Origin of the sequence: Hallella colorans (assembly GCF_003096815.1) — a bacterium.
Lineage (GTDB): Bacteria > Bacteroidota > Bacteroidia > Bacteroidales > Bacteroidaceae > Prevotella > Prevotella colorans.
Map to the genome: position 1 here is coordinate 25,333 of NZ_QENY01000019.1, position 18,101 is coordinate 43,433.

General features: G+C 47.2%; 12 protein-coding genes and 1 pseudogene. 6 read left to right on the forward strand and 7 right to left on the reverse strand.

The features are described from left to right. Positions 1–63 precede the first annotated feature (63 nt). The 4 genes and pseudogenes from C7379_RS09580 to C7379_RS13140 all read left to right on the forward strand — a co-directional run. Positions 64–834 carry a 5'-nucleotidase C-terminal domain-containing protein gene (locus C7379_RS09580; RefSeq protein ID WP_116617125.1) on the forward strand — a complete coding sequence of 257 codons (771 nt, stop codon included), beginning with the start codon at positions 64–66 and terminating at the stop codon, positions 832–834. Then, positions 831–1,673, forward strand: a complete 843-nt coding sequence (locus tag C7379_RS09585) for a bifunctional metallophosphatase/5'-nucleotidase (RefSeq protein WP_116617126.1) — start codon at positions 831–833, stop codon at positions 1,671–1,673. Before C7379_RS09580 ends, C7379_RS09585 begins: the two co-directional genes overlap by 4 nt. Positions 1,674–1,732: 59 nt before the next feature. Then, positions 1,733–2,764: a bifunctional diaminohydroxyphosphoribosylaminopyrimidine deaminase/5-amino-6-(5-phosphoribosylamino)uracil reductase RibD gene (ribD, locus tag C7379_RS09590; protein WP_116617127.1), complete on the forward strand. Its 1,032-nt coding sequence runs from the start codon at positions 1,733–1,735 to the stop codon at positions 2,762–2,764. 55 nt (positions 2,765–2,819) lie between these two features. Further along, positions 2,820–2,956: pseudogene (locus C7379_RS13140) on the forward strand (transposase); the annotation flags it as partial. A gap of 111 nt (positions 2,957–3,067) precedes the next feature. Here the strand turns inward: C7379_RS13140 and C7379_RS09600 are convergent. From C7379_RS09600 to C7379_RS09630, 7 genes are all read right to left on the reverse strand, one after another. Continuing rightward, positions 3,068–5,422, reverse strand: coding sequence for a C10 family peptidase (locus C7379_RS09600; protein WP_243406768.1), 2,355 nt, complete (start codon positions 5,420–5,422; stop codon positions 3,068–3,070). Positions 5,423–5,955: 533 nt separating this feature from the next. After that, positions 5,956–6,942 (reverse strand): leucine-rich repeat domain-containing protein, encoded by a 987-nt coding sequence (locus C7379_RS09605; protein ID WP_116617129.1) that lies wholly within the window; start codon positions 6,940–6,942, stop codon positions 5,956–5,958. A gap of 91 nt (positions 6,943–7,033) precedes the next feature. Then, complete coding sequence (locus tag C7379_RS09610) at positions 7,034–8,140, reverse strand: DUF4876 domain-containing protein (RefSeq protein ID WP_116617130.1); 1,107 nt, start codon at positions 8,138–8,140, stop codon at positions 7,034–7,036. Positions 8,141–8,373: 233 nt separating this feature from the next. Further along, on the reverse strand, positions 8,374–9,759 hold the full coding sequence (locus C7379_RS09615) for a hypothetical protein (protein ID WP_116617131.1): 1,386 nt from the start codon (positions 9,757–9,759) through the stop codon (positions 8,374–8,376). 54 nt (positions 9,760–9,813) lie between these two features. Beyond that, complete coding sequence (locus C7379_RS09620) at positions 9,814–11,271, reverse strand: hypothetical protein (protein ID WP_116617132.1); 1,458 nt, start codon at positions 11,269–11,271, stop codon at positions 9,814–9,816. A 164-nt stretch (positions 11,272–11,435) separates the two neighbouring features. Then, a complete protein-coding gene (locus C7379_RS09625) occupies positions 11,436–12,881 on the reverse strand; it encodes a hypothetical protein (RefSeq protein ID WP_116617133.1) in 1,446 nt (481 codons plus the stop codon). A gap of 70 nt (positions 12,882–12,951) precedes the next feature. Beyond that, positions 12,952–15,189 carry a TonB-dependent receptor gene (locus C7379_RS09630; protein ID WP_243406772.1) on the reverse strand — a complete coding sequence of 746 codons (2,238 nt, stop codon included), beginning with the start codon at positions 15,187–15,189 and terminating at the stop codon, positions 12,952–12,954. 688 nt (positions 15,190–15,877) lie between these two features. Between C7379_RS09630 and C7379_RS09635 the strand changes: the two genes are divergently transcribed. Beyond that, positions 15,878–17,071, forward strand: a complete 1,194-nt coding sequence (locus tag C7379_RS09635) for a pyridoxal phosphate-dependent aminotransferase (RefSeq protein WP_116617135.1) — start codon at positions 15,878–15,880, stop codon at positions 17,069–17,071. A gap of 183 nt (positions 17,072–17,254) precedes the next feature. After that, positions 17,255–18,100, forward strand: coding sequence for a MotA/TolQ/ExbB proton channel family protein (locus tag C7379_RS09640; RefSeq protein WP_116617136.1), 846 nt, complete (start codon positions 17,255–17,257; stop codon positions 18,098–18,100). Position 18,101: the final 1 nt, after the last annotated feature.

An 18,101-nucleotide genomic window follows, 5' to 3' on the forward strand; every position in this document is an offset into this window, starting at 1 on the left:
GTTCGGAGGTGGGGAAATGAGACCAAAAACGTAAATTTGTAACAAAATACTACGGACAAAAATATGAGAAAAAGAATAGTGTTTTCGGCACTTTGGGCGTTGGCGTTGGCGGTGTCGTCGTGCCACACCCCCTATGTGATGACCAGCGTTGAGCGCACGCGGGTGTTGGTGGACGGCAAGTATGACGCCAACCCTGACAAGCGCGCGCAAGCTTTCTTGCGCCCTTACAAGGCTAAGGTGGACAGCCTGATGAGCCCGGTGGTGGGCCGAGTGGCTCGCTACATGGCCGCCCAGCGTCCTGAGAGCGCGCTTTCCAACCTTTTGGCGGACATCCTGCTGTGGAGTGGGGGCGACTATAACGAGCACCCAGACTTCGCCATCTATAACATGGGCGGCATCAGGGCGGCTTTCGCGGAAGGAGAAGTTACCCTTGGCGACATACTCAACGTGGCGCCGTTTGAGAATAAGGTATGTTTTCTCACGCTCTCGGGGGCCAAGGTGACAGAGCTGTTCAAGCAGATGGCCAAGCGCGGTGGCGAGGGATTGAGTCGTGGCGCGGAGCTTGAGATAACCACCGACGGACGGTTGACGAAAGCTTTGGTGCACGGGAAGCCGGTGGATGAGAGCCGCACTTACAGGGTGGCCACACTCGACTATCTGGCGCAGGGAAACGATGGGCTTGAGGCCTTCAAGGCCAAGACCGGCGTGAACTCGCCCCAAGGGGCGAAGAACAACGTGCGTGCGTTGATAGCTCGCTACTTTAAGGCACAGACGGCTGCGGGCAAGACGGTGGACAGCCAAGTGGAAGGACGTATAAAAATAGTGAACCCATGAAGACAAAAACGATAGTTTTGGCGGTGGCCTTGACCCTCGCGGCAATGTCGGCCACGGCCCAAAAGCACCTCACGGTGCTACATACCAACGACACGCACAGCTGTGTGTTGCCGTTGAGCGCGCAGCTGGCCGACACGATGTTGGCCGGCAGGGGCGGTTTCGCGCGCCGCGTGGCCATGCTCGAGAGGGAGCGTAAGGCGGACAAGGACTTGTTGCTCTTTGACAGTGGCGATTTCTCGCAGGGCTCTTCTTTCTACACATTGTTCAAGGGCGACGTGGAGGTCGGGTTGATGAACATGATGCGTTACGACGCCGGCACGCTCGGTAACCACGAGTTCGACTACGGGTTGAAAAACTTAGCGCGCGTGGTTAGCAAGCTCAACTACCCCGTGGTGTGCGCCAACTACAAATTTTCGCAGTATGGCTTGGACCGCTTGGTCAAGCCCTATGTCATTATCAAGCGCAAGGGGTTGCGTATAGGCGTGTTTGGATTGGGCACCAAGCTGGACGGCATGGTGGACCGCAAGAACTACGAGCGCACCGTGTATCTCGACCCGGTGACCACGGCGCAAAAGATGGTAGACACGCTGAGGAAGAAAAAATGCGACCTTATTATCTGCGTTACCCATTTGGGATGGATAACAGACGGTGTCGGCGACCAAGAGGTGATAGCTCGCACGCGCGGCATTGACCTTGTGTTGGGTGGGCACAGCCACACTTACTTCAAGGCGTTGCGCTATGTCAAAAACCTTGATGGCAAACCCATACCGGTGGACCAGAATGGCAAGCACGGCATCTACATTGGCAAGATGCGGGTGCGAATGGACCGCAAACAATAACGTCCGCTCACGCCCTGATGTGGGCGAGGCATGTTGGCGCGACCTAAAAAAATAGATAAATGGATAAGCAAACAGACGCTTCTTTGCTCGATGACAGGCGGCGTGCCTTGGATGAGATGTACATGCGCCGCTGCTTGCAGTTGGCACGCGGCGGACAGTGGTACGCCAAGCCCAACCCGATGGTGGGAGCAGTCATCGTGAGCGCCGACGGGCGTATCATCGGCGAAGGCTATCACGTGCGGTGTGGTGAGGCGCACGCCGAGGTGAACGCGTTTGGGTCTGTCCGCGCGGCCGATGAGCGACTGCTTGCCGAGGCTACCATCTACGTGTCGCTGGAGCCTTGCTCGCACTGGGGAAAGACGCCCCCATGCGCGGACCTCATTGTCAAGAAGGGCGTGCGCCGTGTGGTTTGTGGGTGCGTGGACCCATACGCCGAGGTGCGTGGGCGAGGCATCGAGCGCATCAGGCAGGCCGGCATCCCGGTGACCGTGGGTGTGCTTGAGCGTGAGTGTTTGGCCCTGAACCGCAAGTTTATCGTCGTGAGCAACGAAAAACGCCCTTATATCATCTTGAAATGGGCGCAGACCGCAAACCACAAAATCGCTTACGCGCGGAGCGCGGGAGCGGTGGACGTTGAGCCGTTGGCGCTCTCCTCGTCTTTCACCAAGATGTTGGTGCACAAGCTGCGCGCCGAGAACGGCGCCATACTCGTGGGGCGCGAGACCGTCAACGCGGACCATCCGCGCCTGAACGTGCGTCTTTGGAGCGGACCGTCGCCCGAGCGATTGGTCTTGACGCACAACGCAGAGGGCGTGCCTTCGTGGTTTAAATGTTTTGACAACATTGGCGCAATGCTTGACTATCTCTACGCTAACCACCGGCAGAGCCTCATTGTCGAAGGGGGAACCGTGACGCTCAACAGTTTTATTGAGCGCGGATTGTGGGATGAGATACGTGTGGAGACGGCTTCATTCACTGTGCCAAACGGTGTTGACGCTCCCGAGCTGCCCGCCAACGCGACGCTTTTGGACAAAAAATTCTATGACAAAAACACGATTTGTCAATACGTGAACCAATGCCAGATTTTGTAAAAAAAGCAAGCATACGGCGTTAGCTGCTTTTGTGGGGCATAACCGCCTCGCTACTTTTGCCCCTCTTTACAGCAAGGACAATGGCCGTATGGCCAACCCATCCGTCTGATGATGGGTCTCCTCATCTTGAAACACCTTCGTAATGTTTCAGATGAGAGCGTCTTGGTGCAGTTCTCGGAGAATGCCTACTTTTTAGAACTGCTGTCCATGCAAGGACATGCAACAGCCCATTCAACTCCGAAAAGGTCACGAGAAAGTTTCTGTGCCTTGTCGAAAAGATGAATGGGCTGATGAGGATGGTGGTTATCGCTTAACTACTTTCTTGCCACCGATGATGTAGATGCCCTTTGGCAGTGACTCGAGCTGTTGCTCGCCTTTGCCTACCACCACACCTTGCAGGTTGTATATGAGCATTGGCTCATGGCTGATGTGCGGAACAGCGATTGCTGTTGGTGCGTCTTTTGCCATGTAGAACGGTGTCTTGAGAATGCGCTCCCATTTAGGTACGTATTTCATCCCACCTTGGATGAAGTCTTCTTTTTTCTCTACCTTATAGCCATCCACGTAAATGGCATATTGCGCCCCTGCGGCAACGTTGTCTATCGAGAACGGTATTTCCTTCGTGCTGTTGGCGGGAATGATGTCTGTCAGTGATATTTTGTTTTCAAAATAAGCCTCGTCTGTATTGCCTTTCTTGCAACGCAGCTCAATGTCAAAACCGCCGCAATAGTCAGCACTCTCGCTGTTGGTCACAATGAGTTTCCCCCTCATGGTAGGGGCTTGGAAAGCGTTTTCTTCACTTTGTTCGATTTTCACCACAACCGAAGGAAGGTTTTGCGACTTAGGTTCAGTAATGGTAATGTTTCCTTTAGAGCTGATAGTAGCGCCCGATTTACATTCGAAGGAGTAGTCGAACTCTCCAACCTCCTTTGGATAAAGCTCAAACACCACGTCTGTCGTCTGTCGTGCTGGCAAGAAGGTGGTGGTAGAAGCAACATAGTCATACTTGAAGAGCATGTCGAAGGTGTCGTACAGCTCGTCGCCCTTGTTCTCTATGGTGAGGGTTACGAACAGGGGACGTCCTGCCTCCTTGCTACCTTTCACGTCCACTTTCTTCACCTCCAGAACAGGCTTGGCAGTGGAGGTCTTCAGTTCCGTGTTGGTAATCTCTATCTCCTGCGCCATATCTCCAATGCCGCCACAGGCTTTCCATTCGCTTTCTCCTTGTATGCGGTAAACGGGTAGCACGGTGTACTTTCCGTTGGCGAGGGTGTGCGGTATTTTGAAGTTCGCTTCGTTTCTTTGTATCTTGCCGTCGGTCTTGAACGTAGAGCTGAACAGCTTCACGGCGGTTACCAATCTACCTCCCTGCCAAAAGCCTATGCCGCAATCGGCATCAAAGGCTTCGCCGTAATTATTCACGCATTTCATGGTGACGTCAAAATCCGTGAAGTCATCGCCACTGTTCGATCGGCTTTGACCTTGTAGGGGCGTCATCTCCTTGACGTCCACAACTTTTGGAAATACATCAGCACCTTCGCTTGGCCTGAATCCGATGATAGCTCCTTGCTCGCGCGTGTAGATACTTGGCAATTGCTTAAATCCATATTCGCGTGGCGAAAGAACCGACAGGCGATAGTAGCCGTTGAATTGACCTCCCCAACCCCAGTTGATGTGAAAGTAGTCGCCTTCCTTGTAGCCATCGCAGACAAAGGCGTGACCATAGTTGTACACCACATCTTCGGCAAAGTAATAAACGGGTCTTTTGGCTTTCAACTCATTGTATATCAGGTTGCACCATTCCTCGCTGGTATAGCGGTCTCTGAAAACCCGGTGCATGTCCTTAGAGTAGCCAAACAATCGGGTAAGGAACAATATGACGTTGTAGGAATCGGCACCCGAATCATCAGCGGTATAATCCATGTACACCGCCTGTCCCACGTACCTCATCAGCTTAGCCACAGCGTCTTGCTGCTGCTGGGTGGTGGGAATGCGGTACGAAGGCAGTATGTCGTTCCACTCGAAGGTACTCTCGGTAAGCTCGGATACTTGCAGATGAGCCGACGGAGCCGTGTAGGCAGGCATGGCGGGAGCTTTCTTTGGATACTGGTAGTAGCCCATAATTTGGGCTGCCGCCGTGGCGACACATCCCGTAACACAGTGTTTGTTGTTGTGCATGGGCGTTTGTTGGTTGTAGGGACCGTACTGGCTCCATGTGGATTTCAGCAACGGTTCGATGGGCTGCAGCTTTCTGCCGGCGCGGGTGGTGGCTGGCTTCGTGGCGGCAGGCATGTCGTTCAGCATGCGCACCTCCTGTCGATATTGTGCCAAGAGCATCTTGAGCGATGCCGGACATTGCTGCTCGTCGTATGTTCCCTCTTCTGCATAACCTAACACGTCAGCCGTGCGGTCGTCAGCAGAGGCGATGACGAAGCCCTGTCCCTTGCCTACGTTGAAAATGTAGTAGGCATTGGTGCTTGCCACCTCGCTGAGCGAGGGTGCGGCTTGTGAAGCTCGTGTAGCGAGATGGGAGTTAGTGCTTGCATGGCTCTTGATAAAAGCCAATGCAGCTTGTCGGGCTTGTTGTCTGCCCACAGGGGCGGAAAAAGCCAAGGTTGTTGCGCATAGCAACACTAAAGATGTAAAAATTTTCCTCATATTTAATTTATTAGTATAAAAAGTGATTCTGGTAGTGTCCTTAAAAGTGTGTAATTCATCTTTCCTTTCTCTGTACTTCCACTGCTTTTTCCTGACTTCGTCATCGTGTCACCCAGAAATATAAATCATCCAATACTTCTTGGCAAGAATGTAAAAAATCAGGTTATTTCTCGTATAAGGGGGGTCGAGCTTGCTACTTTACTCGCCTTTTTGCACGTCACCCTAAGCAACAAAGTCAAGCATTGATTATAAAGCACTTACAAATATGTCTTGAAAAAGTGACGAAGTCAGGAGGAATCCAGCCCTAATTTTTTAGGCTTAAAAAGTTTTAACGGACAGCAATAGTCTTTTTTTATCTTGTGTTTTTTGTAACACGAGGTATAGCCTAAGGTAAATTTGATAAAATAAAAATCCCCACCTCCAGTATGTATAGAATAACCTTTATTTTATGATGCGCGGAATTTGTTGTCTCTATGCATGTTTTTCTAAGGTACATCTTTAATACATTCTATGGGTGGGGATAAATGAGTGTGTTATTTAACTAAAACTTTCTTGCCGTTGATAATGTAAACGCCACGTTGCAATGTGTTGACTGTTTGTGCATCTGCATGGTTCATGTATCTCTTGCCGGTGATATCGTATACACCAACTTTTGCCAGAGATGCCTTAACACCACGGATACCAGTAGCGATGTTGTTGGCTGCATTTTTCCATCCGTTTGCGCTTCTGTATTTATCCTCGCTTCCTGCTGGCACTTCCAATACGAAATTCTCATCAAAGCCAGTGAAAATGTCTACCCATTCAACAGGATCTGTTTTCTTCTCACCTGTTATAAAATCGTATACGCCACTTATTGTCTTGGGAGGCTCTACTGCATTACATACGGCTTTCTTCACACCACAGGCAGAAAATGCACCCTCGTCTTCACCTTCGAAGGTTTTGAGTGTCTTTGGCAAGTACACCTCTTCACATTGAGCATTGTGAGCAAAAGCTCCCATGCCAATTGTTTCTACTTGTGTTTGTGAAAGGTCTACCTTCTTAAGATTGCAATTGTAGAATGCTTTTGTACTCACTTCCTTCAGACTCTTTGGGAAAGTAACGGTTTCCAAAGCATTACATTCCTCAAAAGCACTCTCGTCAATCATGGAGATGTTGTCAGGTAATATTATGGATTTGAGGGCAGTACAACGTTTGAAACATTCTTTCCTAAGTGTCGTCAGTGAGTTTGGTAAATTTACTTCCGTAAGACTTTGACAATCCCAAAAGATGTATTCGCCAAGGCTTGTTACCCCCTCTTCTACGACTACTTTTTTGATTAAGGAACGGTCTAATGTGTTGTTGTCTGTTCCCCACGCATACCCTGAGTTACCATCTGCGTGTTCCATCTCTCCAGTTCCGCTAATGGTAAGCGTGCCATCGGCAAACGCCCATTTCAAATTGTCACCAATAGTGCCGTTGTTGCCTGCCAGTGCACCCATGCAAATGAACAGGCTCATTGTTAACATGTAAATCTTTCTCATACTATAAAAATATTAAATTAAACATATTTAGGTAAAACCTATTTCATGATGTTGGGTGAGTGAGGGCAAGACTTATGCAGTCCGTTCCTTCTTATTTCGTAGGTACAACCACCTTCTTGACCTCAAAGTCGACCGATGAGTTGTTTGTATCGGATAATCTTTTTCCATCAAAGCGTCTGGTAAGCATCTTGCCTGCTCCGACCTCTATCTTGTCGTCGGCTTTTTCGTACACGCCATTCCAGCCTTTGTCCAGTGTACCCGATATCGGGAAACTTTTTTCGGTGGTATTTCCTTTGAACCTTACGTTTACGGCATCCACGACCCATTGATTGGGCAAGAATATGAGAATTTGTGAATGTGAGTGATGCCCACTTGCGTTCCACATGACATAGCGTCCATACTTTGCCGTCGGCTCTTCGATTTCTCTTAGCAATGCTTCGTTTACTTTGGCATTGTTCATATTCTCTTTTATCTTCTCAATGGGTTCTGCCAAACGTATCAGCGCAATGGTGAAGTTACGCTCAAATCCGAAAGGTACATACTCATCGTCGTCTTCATCCCATACTCCGACTTTCGATTTGTCTTCTTTCATTCGTTTTTCCTGTTCTTTGTCGTTTTCCTTGCAATAGAGGAACGTCATGTGTGGAACGTTGTCGTTTCCATTCTGTCCCCATTCAAAGTCGGCTTTGGAAAGGTCGATCAGTTTTTCGACACCTTTGTATTTGGTAGGATCTTCTCCATTCTCTGTCAAATACTTCTTGTATCCTTCCGCATGGTTAATGGCTCTCATGGCAATAACAATAGTTTTGCCTGCCTTTACGGTGTATGGCATGCCACTTTTATCTTTGGGGAAACCAATCAAGTTGGAAACGCCAAATGCTTTCTGCCTATAATCGCAATTAGGCTTTTCAAAGTTGACTTTGTCTACAGCGTTGTACTGACATAGTGCCAGGGCCATATTCTCAAGACTTATGTCATGGTCGGTTGGGTTGTAGACGGAAATAAACTTATCATCCGTTTCTTCAGATTTGTTGCCGTAAGGTGTCTCCACGAAGTCTCCAGCATAGTAAATGTCTTTTATGATCAAGTCTGCACTTTCTGTCTCAGCGGTATTTTTCTTTTCTTCTGGTTGCCCGTCACGCGTGCAGTTTGCGAAAAGCGCAATTGTTGCCAATGCGCATAGCATCATCTTTTTCATTTATTGGTCTTATTTTATAGATTATTGTAGTTTTGTCATCTTTGTATGTTTCTACTCTTGCTACTACATGAAAGAAGCTTCAGATACTCCCGAGGTAGCGTCGTTGTTATGCGGATATTCAAGAACAAGATGCAAGCTATGTGTGCTGCGTGGCAAGCGTTCGATGTTCAGAATCGTTAGCTTGCATCTTGTAGTGTTAATGTCCTCAAGAGGTTTTGTGCCTCAACGTGCCATCATTTTTTTGGGGTACGCGCGTTAATGGAGTTTTGTTTCCAGTATGCGGTCATGTCTAACGGCTTGCCCTTGCTGTCGCGTCTGCACAGTGAAGGTACACCTTTCGTGAAGTTCAGCGCAGAACTCATTTCGGCTACAAATCCCTTTCCATTGTTACGACGAATCAGCGCGCCTTGTAATTGCGAGGGATCGAATGAGGGATTAGAAAAGTCATTAATTCCAAATATACGCTTGCAGACACTTGCCGTTCCTCTGTCGTACCACCATACTTTTTCTTTCTTTTCTTCTGTTCCTTCCATTACGGGGTGTCCTGTCGCATCATATACAGTTACAGAGCTTGGACCTGTCAGCAAGTCCATTTTCTTCTCTGTCGAAGGGCAAATGGTAAGGAAGTCGACAACCCAATTGTAATTCAGCTCAATAGCATTGATGCCTCCCATACCAGTTGTGTTATATATCATGTGGTAGTATGCCGTTGGGTATTTTCTATTCTTTTCCAGTTCCCTTTTCTTCAGCGGATCTGTCTCGTCATTAATTTGGTCCTGCTCGGTTCCATACAAATCATATAGTCGATACCAATTGTTACGTGAACGTGGCGATTCGTCAGGATAAAATCCGTTTTCGTCTTTGGTATGAGGTTTGGATGCATCACCATCAGGGAGCTTCACCAAAGCCATGCGCATACTCTGGCTTGGCCCCTTAAATGGAAGTTCATCCCACAAAACAAGGTCACGCATGTTTGGAATATCCTTGTTGTCAAATTTGTCGTTAGGATCGCACATTCCATTTTTCAGTGAATGCTGGTTGCACAATTCAAAGGTCTTGTCCTTTGGAAGTTTACTATAGTCGGGCAGAGCCTCCCAGCCATAGTAATTTTTCTTTGCCTCTTCTTCTGTGGTCTCATTCTCGGCAAGGAATTTCTTCTTGTGATCACACGCATACTTCACGACGATGACACTGTCGCCTGGCTGTATAATATGTGGTTTTTTTGTTACAGGGTCGTTGGGGAAGTACGACATTCCTCCAATGCCATAATACCTTTTGGTAAAATCTCCAGTTCCATCTTTTTGGAACGAAAATTGGATACTTGGGTCAACGGCATGATATGCGAGTGCCATATTGGCAAGCGATATCGGTTTGTTGGTAGGATTGTATATCACCAAATAGTTGGCATCCTCGTATCTGCTATATTGGCTTTTGAATCCCATGGAAGACAAATCCCTATAAGTGCAGTAACCAATGTAAAAAACTTCTTTGAAAATGAGGTGGTCTACTGTTGAATTTGCGTCAGTTCTGTCTGGCATGTCTCCATTTCTCTGGCATGCTGTGAAAAGGGTTGATAATGCCATGAAGGCTAATATCAAGGTGTAATTTATTTTTTTCATATCCTTGTTTTGTTTATTTGTTGTGATGTTTTTGTCGCATGTAATCTTTAAGAATTAGAGGAACCAGTTGCCAAATGCGCCAAAGCCATGCGTCCTTACGTTTTGGCTTGCTTCGTATGCCTGTTTTCCTGATAATCCGATCTCTCTGCCCAAGTAGAAATAATATGGTTCTGCTGGGGAAACATTTGTCGGGTCAGAATCGAACCTGTTGCAATATACCTTAATAGGTATGTTGAAGCGTATAAGCTCTTTCCATTCAGGAACCTCGAGGGTCGTGTTCTTCGATTGCCAGAAAGGATTATAGAAAGGTGCGCAGGCTTTTTCGCTCTTCATCCAGTCCCAATATCCAGCATAGTCAAGCTCTTTGTTGGCAATGGTAGCCTTGGGAATATATGCCTTCTTTCCCTTTTGACATTTCATTACTCTTACGGAAAGATAGAAGTAGGGCAATATATATGAAGGACGACTATATACTACAGACTCACCAGAAAAACCTTTTACCATGAAAGGCCATGTGTCTTTTTTCTCTCCAGACCCATATCGTCCATCTATTTCAGGTCTAAAGTTAGACGAAGGCTCGTTGGCCTCATAGTAAAAGTTGATATGTCCTTTTAGTCCTACACAGTCCTTGTCATAGGAAACGCATGAATTAGCATCGGTGGCATCAAGGGGTGGCAGCAACCTAATGTTGTAAAACTCGCGCATACCGTCTGCCATAGCATTCTGATGCCATGTGTCACGGTAGGCGTATTCAAACAAATTCTTGGTTGCGTTTTGTCTGCGCATGAAGATATCGTGACCTAAACTTTCGTCCTTATCCACTTCTTCGAAATAAGGTGATACGACAGGATGCTCATCAACTTTGCCATCTTTCCCATTTTTGTCAACTTCCCATGTACCTCTACAGTCTTCAATCTTGTATGGGTTACCCTTGTCGTCCACGTCGCTAATGGTAAAGAATATCTGATACTCATCGGAGTGCTTGTATATCTCATCGTTAAGCAACTTCCCATCTTTATCCAAGAAGTATAAGCATATACCCCAAAGGTTCTTATCTCCACCAATAAGGCGAATGTAAGGTTGCTGGGGAGTGGGCTTGCCTAACTTTTTCTCGAAAACGGTTTGAATGCTTTTTTCCCACTCCACCTTTACGGTAGGAAACTTTTGTGAGTTGTTTTCTACTATGACAAATTCTTCTTGTCTCCATGGCGCTGCTGGATAAACATAATTGCCATGAAATTTTTCATCGCCGTGTGAGTGTCCTTCCTTGAACATGACTATGCAGCGTGCCCAGTTGTTGAATGCACCATCTTGGTCGGGGTTGTTCATGGCATTGCCAAAAGGAGCTTTTTTCTGCAAGCTGTCAACCATGGCATCCGCGCCGCTGTGTGGCACCTCTTTGTGCTCAAGTGGATTTTCGTTGTAATTGATGTTCATGTTGCCAAAGATGAAGTCATCGCATGATGTACATAACATCAATATAAGAACGAAACAGAAACTATATTTTTTCATTTTATTTTTTATGTAAATGTCTTGATTAGATAATCCAGTATAACAGGCACTTTGCTAAACGCTCTCGCTTCTCTTAGCCATGTATGCACATTTCCCTTAGTCAGGAAAACGCATTAGCCTTGTGAGGAATGATGGCGCACAAATGCCTTCCATTTAGCTGAAGCCTACATGACGAATATATTCTTACGATTTCTTGACAGCAAATATTGAGGATTAAAGAAATAATTCTTGATTTCATTGGTGTCCATGTGAGGATAGAACTTTTTGAAATCTTCCGCGAACTTCTCGTCTCCATCTTTCATGTCCGCGATTACGCGGAATGTAAGTGGAATGTCAATGTCGTGATTACTCCATTCTGATTTTATCTCATTAAAATTGTAAAGTCCTCTACCTTTTCCAAGTCCGAGCGTAGGAATTTCTGAACAAGTTTCTGAGTTGGCATCTGGATTATCATTTCCATATTTGGGCCAAATGGCATTCTTTGATTTATCCATTTGCGATACGATGTTGCACAGGCTTATTTGCATGGCAAACTCGGTATTGGCTTGGCTAAACTGCAGCACACCCTTAAATCCCATTCTGTCTAAATTGTTTGGGCCGGCACCAATCTTTCGGCATTGATGCAGCAATTCTACGAAATCGCCTTGCCTTTGTCTCAGTGCGTTTGTGCCATCGTCAACCACGCCGCCGTCGCCGCTACCTTCTTGATATTCATATCCCAATTGTTTCTCAAATGGGTCGGTATCTCGGTATTGGTATGTAAACAACTTGTTGGCAAGCTCGGCCGCATGCGGCATGGTGAGCGTTTGAAAGAATTTAAAGCCATTTTCTGTCCATGTGGCTTGATTTTTTTTCAGCGTAGGGAATACATTTATGGCCTTGTCTACCAATGTGCTGTCGTAAGGCATGGTTTCTGATTTGTTCCCACTTTCTGGGGCAAGCAGCGCATTGGTAGTGGTGATGTCGCAGGTCTTTAACTTGTCGCCCTCCATCTCAAAGGTAAGCTCCGGGTAGTATGTTGGTTTTTTGTCCAGCGTGTGTGGATAAAAACCCTGCTTGCTGTTCTTGGCTATGGTCTTACCGTCTATGGTGTATCTGTGTTGCAACACCTCGTTGCCAATGGTAAAGAAGTGTTGGTGCTGTACCAGTGTGGAGTTGTCGAGGTCTGGGTTTCCGTTTTTCTTGTAATAGAACTGTATGAACTCACCGTTTATTTGTTGGTGGTTGGCTCCATAATATGTAAGCTCAAGTCCATAATAAACGTCATCTGACGCAACTACGTCAAAGTGGTCGCGCTGGCTGGTAATTTGCATTTGACCATTGTCGCCCTTGCTTATCTCAATTTGCTGCATGAGAGGATAGTCTGTCGGCTTGTCCGTGTTCACGCTTATCATGTTGTACGAGTCTTGGTCGTATGTGTTGTCTATACTGTTGTCGGCGCCAAAGTTTCCAACCTTTATGTTGCCACCCTTGAAGCCCATTCTGAGCACGGCGCTCACTGCATATATCTGTGAGTGGCCCTTGCCGTTGTACTCGATAGAAGCGGGAGGAGCTTTTACTATTGTTTTCAAGAAATCATCAACATCATTGGTTGAACAAGCGGCAAGCATGCAGCTACATCCTAACGCCAAAATTGTTGAACGTATCATTTTATATGTCTTATTCTGTAATTTCATTTTCTTAAAATTTAATGATTGTGCGTAAAGAGTAGTTCATGCCACGTTCGTGCGCATAATATCTAAATCGGTCTGTGTATTCCTTATATAATGTGTTGAGGATGTTGTCGCCTACCAACATCACTTTTATTTCGCGGTTGCCGGGTAACTTGTAGGCGACATCCGCCGTGGCGCCAAGCAAGAAGTAGGGGTCGGGCGATACAGCCACTAAATCCTTGTTGGGGTCGAAACGTTCCTGTTTTGTGACATAGTTGCCGGAGAGAGAGAACGACGCCTTTATCTTTTTCTCCGCGCCGAAAATGCGTTCGTAGTTCGCCGACAGTCCATATTTGTCCGATGGCATGAAAGGCAACCAGTCGTCCCGCGTGACGTTGCGCGCGAATATCCATTCACCCTTTGCCACGACACTGAGCCCTTTGATGGGGGTTACCGTGGCTTCTATGTCGCCACCACACAGCCTGACGTCGTCTTGGTCGTACATGAATTTGGCGTATTTTCCACTTGGACTGTTGTGAAAGCGATCGGCACCATAGCCGATATGGTCGTATATATAACTGTTGATGCGCTGGTAGAATATGCTTGGCTCCACGGATACCCATGTGTTGCGATACCTTGCGCCCATGATGGACTTCCATCCGCGCTCACTCTTCAGGTTTCGGTTGCCCACCACCCAGTAAGAACCTTCTTGAAGTCCGATGGCGTAAAGCTCGTTGATGTCTGGTGGACGCCACGACCACCCGATATTCGCGCGCATGTCCCAGTTGTCGTTAAACTGATAGTGAGTGGCAAAGCTCGAGGTGAAATTACTGTAAACCTTGAAGTCGTCGTAATAGTCGTACTTGTTCAGCGTGGTGTAACCGCTCACGCTCATTACCCTAAAGTCGTAGCGCAAGCCCAATTCGCATTGCAATTTGTCGAAGAAAGTAGCCTTTTGCAACAGGAAACCACCCATGGTGAGAGCCGCAAAGTTCGGTACGAAGGCAGGGTTCTTGGTGCCTGGGAAGTTGTAGTTTATTTGGTATGTGTTTGCTACGCCTGCATAGGTAGACATCTTGAAAGGCTTCCATGAGGCACGATATGACAGGTCTCCCTTGTATGTTTTCAATATGAGGTCTTGCATCGGGATGACGCTCCACTCCTTTTTCATACGATTCTCATACTCCTGTCGCAAATTTTCTTGGAACGACAAAGTCAAATCCAGTGATTGCTTTGAATTGATACGATATTTCACCTCGCCCTTCAACGTAAAATGCTGTGATTGCTGGAATGGTATGCCAATGTCGTAAGTGAATGGTTGCAATGACGACTCTGTTGGCCGGCCAATACGGAATCGTTCTTGTAGTTGCGCCAAGTCGGATATTTGGCTGCCAAAATATATGCCAGAGCGTTGGTAGAACAAACTTGTAAGCACTGTTGCGGTGATGCGCTTGTTCTCAAAACCACCCATGGCCGACATGCTGATATTGTTGTAGCCTGTGTTGTTCATGATGTATTCTGGCGTATGGTAGTCTCCGCCACGGGTATAATTGCCGTGCAGACGCATGCCGAAATTCTTCCAGCCAGCCTCAATGCTTCCTGAACCGCTTATCCCTCGTGCATTGGTGTCATAGCCGATGTTGGCAACCCCCTTGACGATAGGCTTCTTATGCCCATAGGGTAAAGGCGCGTCGTTAAGCAATACAACACCTCCCATGGCGCCAAATCCATAGCGAATGCACTCTGCGCCTTTCACTACCTCCACCATGCTGGCACCTGTGTAGTCAATTTCCGGCGCATGGTCGTTGCCCCAACTCTGGCTTTCCAGTTTTACACCGTTGTTCATCAAAAGAATACGGCTGCTGTGCATACCTTGTATAACAGGTTTAGCCACCGTACTGCCGGCACTGATAGAGCTAACGCCGGGAATAGTCTCGAGAAGTTTGGCCAGTGAGGTGGCACCACCTTTCTCGAGCATGCTTTCGTCTATGGTGGCCGACTGTTGCATCACGTTGGTGTGTTTTCGCTTGGAGGTCACGGTTACGCCGCTCAAAGTGCGAGCGTCTTCGCTGAGCTTGACAGTCACCGCCTTGGAACCTGCCGATAGGGTTGTGGTATAAGGCTTGTAGCCCACGTAGGTAACGGAAACCTTGGTCTTGGTGAGCCCATTCTTGAACGCGATGGCGCATTGGCCATTAATGTCGGTCACGCTGGTGCCCATATTGTAGGTACGCACCACGGCTCCAGGAATGGGCTCGCCCGTCATGGCGTCGGTCACCGTCAGCTTGACGGTGTCTCTGGCTACCTCGGTGGCGAGGTTGGCGGCGTGGCCAGCTGTGTCTGATAGCCTCGCACCGCAAAGGGCGAGTAGCAACAGCAAGCATTGGCCCAAGAAAAGATGACTTCTCAGTCTGTTTCTCAGTGAATGTTGAAAGTTTGTTGACATTTTATGAATTATATGTGTGAAACTTAATGATAATTTTTTTGATATGCAAAGGTATCATGTTATATTATTATGTAAAAATAAATGGCATACCCAAAAATGGGTATTTTGGGTGCGGGAATTTTTTTTATACTAAATGTTTGTGATAATTGCTAAATGGCATACACTTAAATCACACCCCTACCATTAATCAATATTATTACTGGTTGTCGCCATTGGGTTTCATTAGGTTTCGTCTGTGGTGTGAAACGCTGACGGTAATAAAATTAAGCGTTTGTCTTGGCTATCTACAAGGTGGTGAGCCGACGCACTATGTCTGCCTGTACGCGGGGAGCACTTTTCTCTAAAATTGATGGCGAGTGACGTGCGACACCTGCAAGTCACATTTTTATTTTTGTTACATACTTATACAAATGTGTTCCTTTTTATAAAATAACGCCAGTATTCTTGCGTTTTAATGTATAAAATGATTACATTTGCAACACAATAAGCAGTATCCCTAAAAAATACTATGGCACAATTATCAGATCGTCTCAACAGTTTGGCACCATCAGCCACATTGGCTATGTCTCAGAAAAGCGCAGAAATGAGGGCGCAAGGCATAGACGTGATTAACATGAGCGTTGGTGAGCCTGACTTTAATACGCCTGCCCATATCAAGGCGGCTGGCATAAAGGCCATTGAGGACAACTATTCCAAATACTCGCCCGTGCCGGGTTACCTATCGCTGAGAGAGGCTATCTCGGATAAACTCAAACGTGAGAACCACTTGCTATACGGCGCCAACGAGATAATCGTGAGTACTGGGGGCAAGCAGGCTGTGTGCAACACCGTGCTCGCATTGGTAAACCCCGGTGATGAGGTTATCATCCCCGCGCCTTATTGGGTGAGCTATCCACAGATGGTTAAAATAGCGGGAGGAGAGCCGGTGATGATACGCACGCCATTCGAACAAGACTTTAAGATTACGCCTGAGCAGCTGCGCCAAGCCATCACGCCCAAAACTAAGATGATCATACTCTGCTCACCCAATAACCCAACAGGCACTGTTTACACCCGCGACGAACTTGACGAGCTGGCTAAGGTGGTGCTTGAGCATGACGATGTCTTCGTATTGTCAGACGAGATATACGAGCACATTAATTATATAGGAGTAAATGCCAGCATTGCATCTCACCCTGACATGAAAGCTCGCACCATCATCTGTAACGGCGTGAGCAAGGCATACGCCATGACAGGATGGCGCCTCGGATGGGTGGCTGCGCCTGAATGGATCGTCAAAGGTATTAATAAGCTGCAAGGACAATATACCAGCGGCATCTGCGATGTGAGCCAGATGGCCGCGCTCGAGGCCTATAATAGCGACCAGACATGCGTGGAAGACATGCGCCAAACTTTTCGGCGACGCCGCGACCTCATTGTCAAATTGGCCCAAGACATCCCCGGGCTTGAGGTGAACGTGCCCCAAGGAGCCTTCTACCTTTTCCCCAAATGCGACTACTTCTTCGGCAAAAGCAATGGCCAGCGCACAATCAACGGCTCCACTGACTTCGCTATGTACCTGCTTGAAGAGGCCCACGTGGCTACCGTGGCCGGCGACGCGTTTGGCGAGCCGAGTGGTTTACGCTTTAGTTATGCCACAAGTGACGAAAATATTCGCGAGGCTATGAGGCGCATAAAGGAGGCAATCGGCAAACTGAAATAAAATAATGTTAAAACTAAGCGAAAATATTTGCAATTACATAAAAGTTGTTATCTTTGCGAATATCAACACGACAAAACACTACACAAATATAGATTAATCGTGATGAAAAAAGCTATAAACTAACAACTTGAAGAATAAACATTCATAAATAATTTATTAACAACTAAAAATTAATTTAAGATTATGGCAACTACACAAAAAGCCGCAGCCCCCAAGGCTGTCAAGAAGTCTGAAGGCTTCACAGGAATTAGAGGTGCATTCTGGATCATCGTTGTATGCTTCATTGCAGCTGTATGTATCTTTAATTTCGTATTAGGCGCTGGCGACAACTTCCAAGGTGGTGATAACGCTAACGCTCCCGCTAACATCCTCGGTACCATCTATAAAGGTGGCGTCGTTGTACCAGTGATCCACACATTGTTGCTCACCGTACTCTGTCTCTCTGTGGAGCGCGCTTTGGCTTTGAAGACGGCTTTTGGCAAGGGTAACCTCACCAAGTTTGTCGCCAATATCAAAGCTGCTTTGAAAGCTAACGACTTCAACAAGGCAGAGCAACTCTGTAACCAAATGAAAGGTTCTGTAGCTAATGTGGTGCTCGCTTCTCTCAACGCTTACAGGGATATGAATAGCGGCGCAAACGTTTCTTTGAAAAAAGCGCAGAAAGTTGCCAAGATACAGCAGGCTCATGAGGAGGCTACTCAGCTTGAGATGCCTACCCTGCAAATGAACCTTCCCATCATTGCAACCATCGTAACATTGGGTACACTTACTGGTCTGCTCGGTACCGTAACTGGTATGATCCGTTCTTTCCAAGCTTTGGCCGCTGGTGGTGGTGGTGACTCGCTCGCCCTTTCAACAGGTATTTCTGAGGCTTTGATCAATACCGCTTTCGGTATCGCAACTTCTTGGTGCGCCGTTATCTCCTATAACTACTTCACCAACAAGATTGATAAATTGACATACGCACTCGACGAGGTAGGTTATTCAATTGCTCAGACATACGAAGTTAACCACGCGGATGAAGCTTAAT

Bases quoted from the DNA above. Each gene is read 5' to 3' on its own strand.
- C7379_RS09580 (WP_116617125.1), top strand. From the start codon at position 64: ATGAGAAAAAGAATAGTGTTTTCGGCACTTTGGGCGTTGGCGTTGGCG.
- C7379_RS09585 (WP_116617126.1), top strand. From the start codon at position 831: ATGAAGACAAAAACGATAGTTTTGGCGGTGGCCTTGACCCTCGCGGCA.
- ribD (WP_116617127.1), top strand. From the start codon at position 1,733: ATGGATAAGCAAACAGACGCTTCTTTGCTCGATGACAGGCGGCGTGCC.
- C7379_RS09600 (WP_243406768.1), bottom strand. From the start codon at position 5,422: ATGAGGAAAATTTTTACATCTTTAGTGTTGCTATGCGCAACAACCTTG.
- C7379_RS09605 (WP_116617129.1), bottom strand. From the start codon at position 6,942: ATGAGAAAGATTTACATGTTAACAATGAGCCTGTTCATTTGCATGGGT.
- C7379_RS09610 (WP_116617130.1), bottom strand. From the start codon at position 8,140: ATGAAAAAGATGATGCTATGCGCATTGGCAACAATTGCGCTTTTCGCA.
- C7379_RS09615 (WP_116617131.1), bottom strand. From the start codon at position 9,759: ATGAAAAAAATAAATTACACCTTGATATTAGCCTTCATGGCATTATCA.
- C7379_RS09620 (WP_116617132.1), bottom strand. From the start codon at position 11,271: ATGAAAAAATATAGTTTCTGTTTCGTTCTTATATTGATGTTATGTACA.
- C7379_RS09625 (WP_116617133.1), bottom strand. From the start codon at position 12,881: ATGCTTGCCGCTTGTTCAACCAATGATGTTGATGATTTCTTGAAAACA.
- C7379_RS09630 (WP_243406772.1), bottom strand. From the start codon at position 15,189: ATGACGGGCGAGCCCATTCCTGGAGCCGTGGTGCGTACCTACAATATG.
- C7379_RS09635 (WP_116617135.1), top strand. From the start codon at position 15,878: ATGGCACAATTATCAGATCGTCTCAACAGTTTGGCACCATCAGCCACA.
- C7379_RS09640 (WP_116617136.1), top strand. From the start codon at position 17,255: ATGGCAACTACACAAAAAGCCGCAGCCCCCAAGGCTGTCAAGAAGTCT.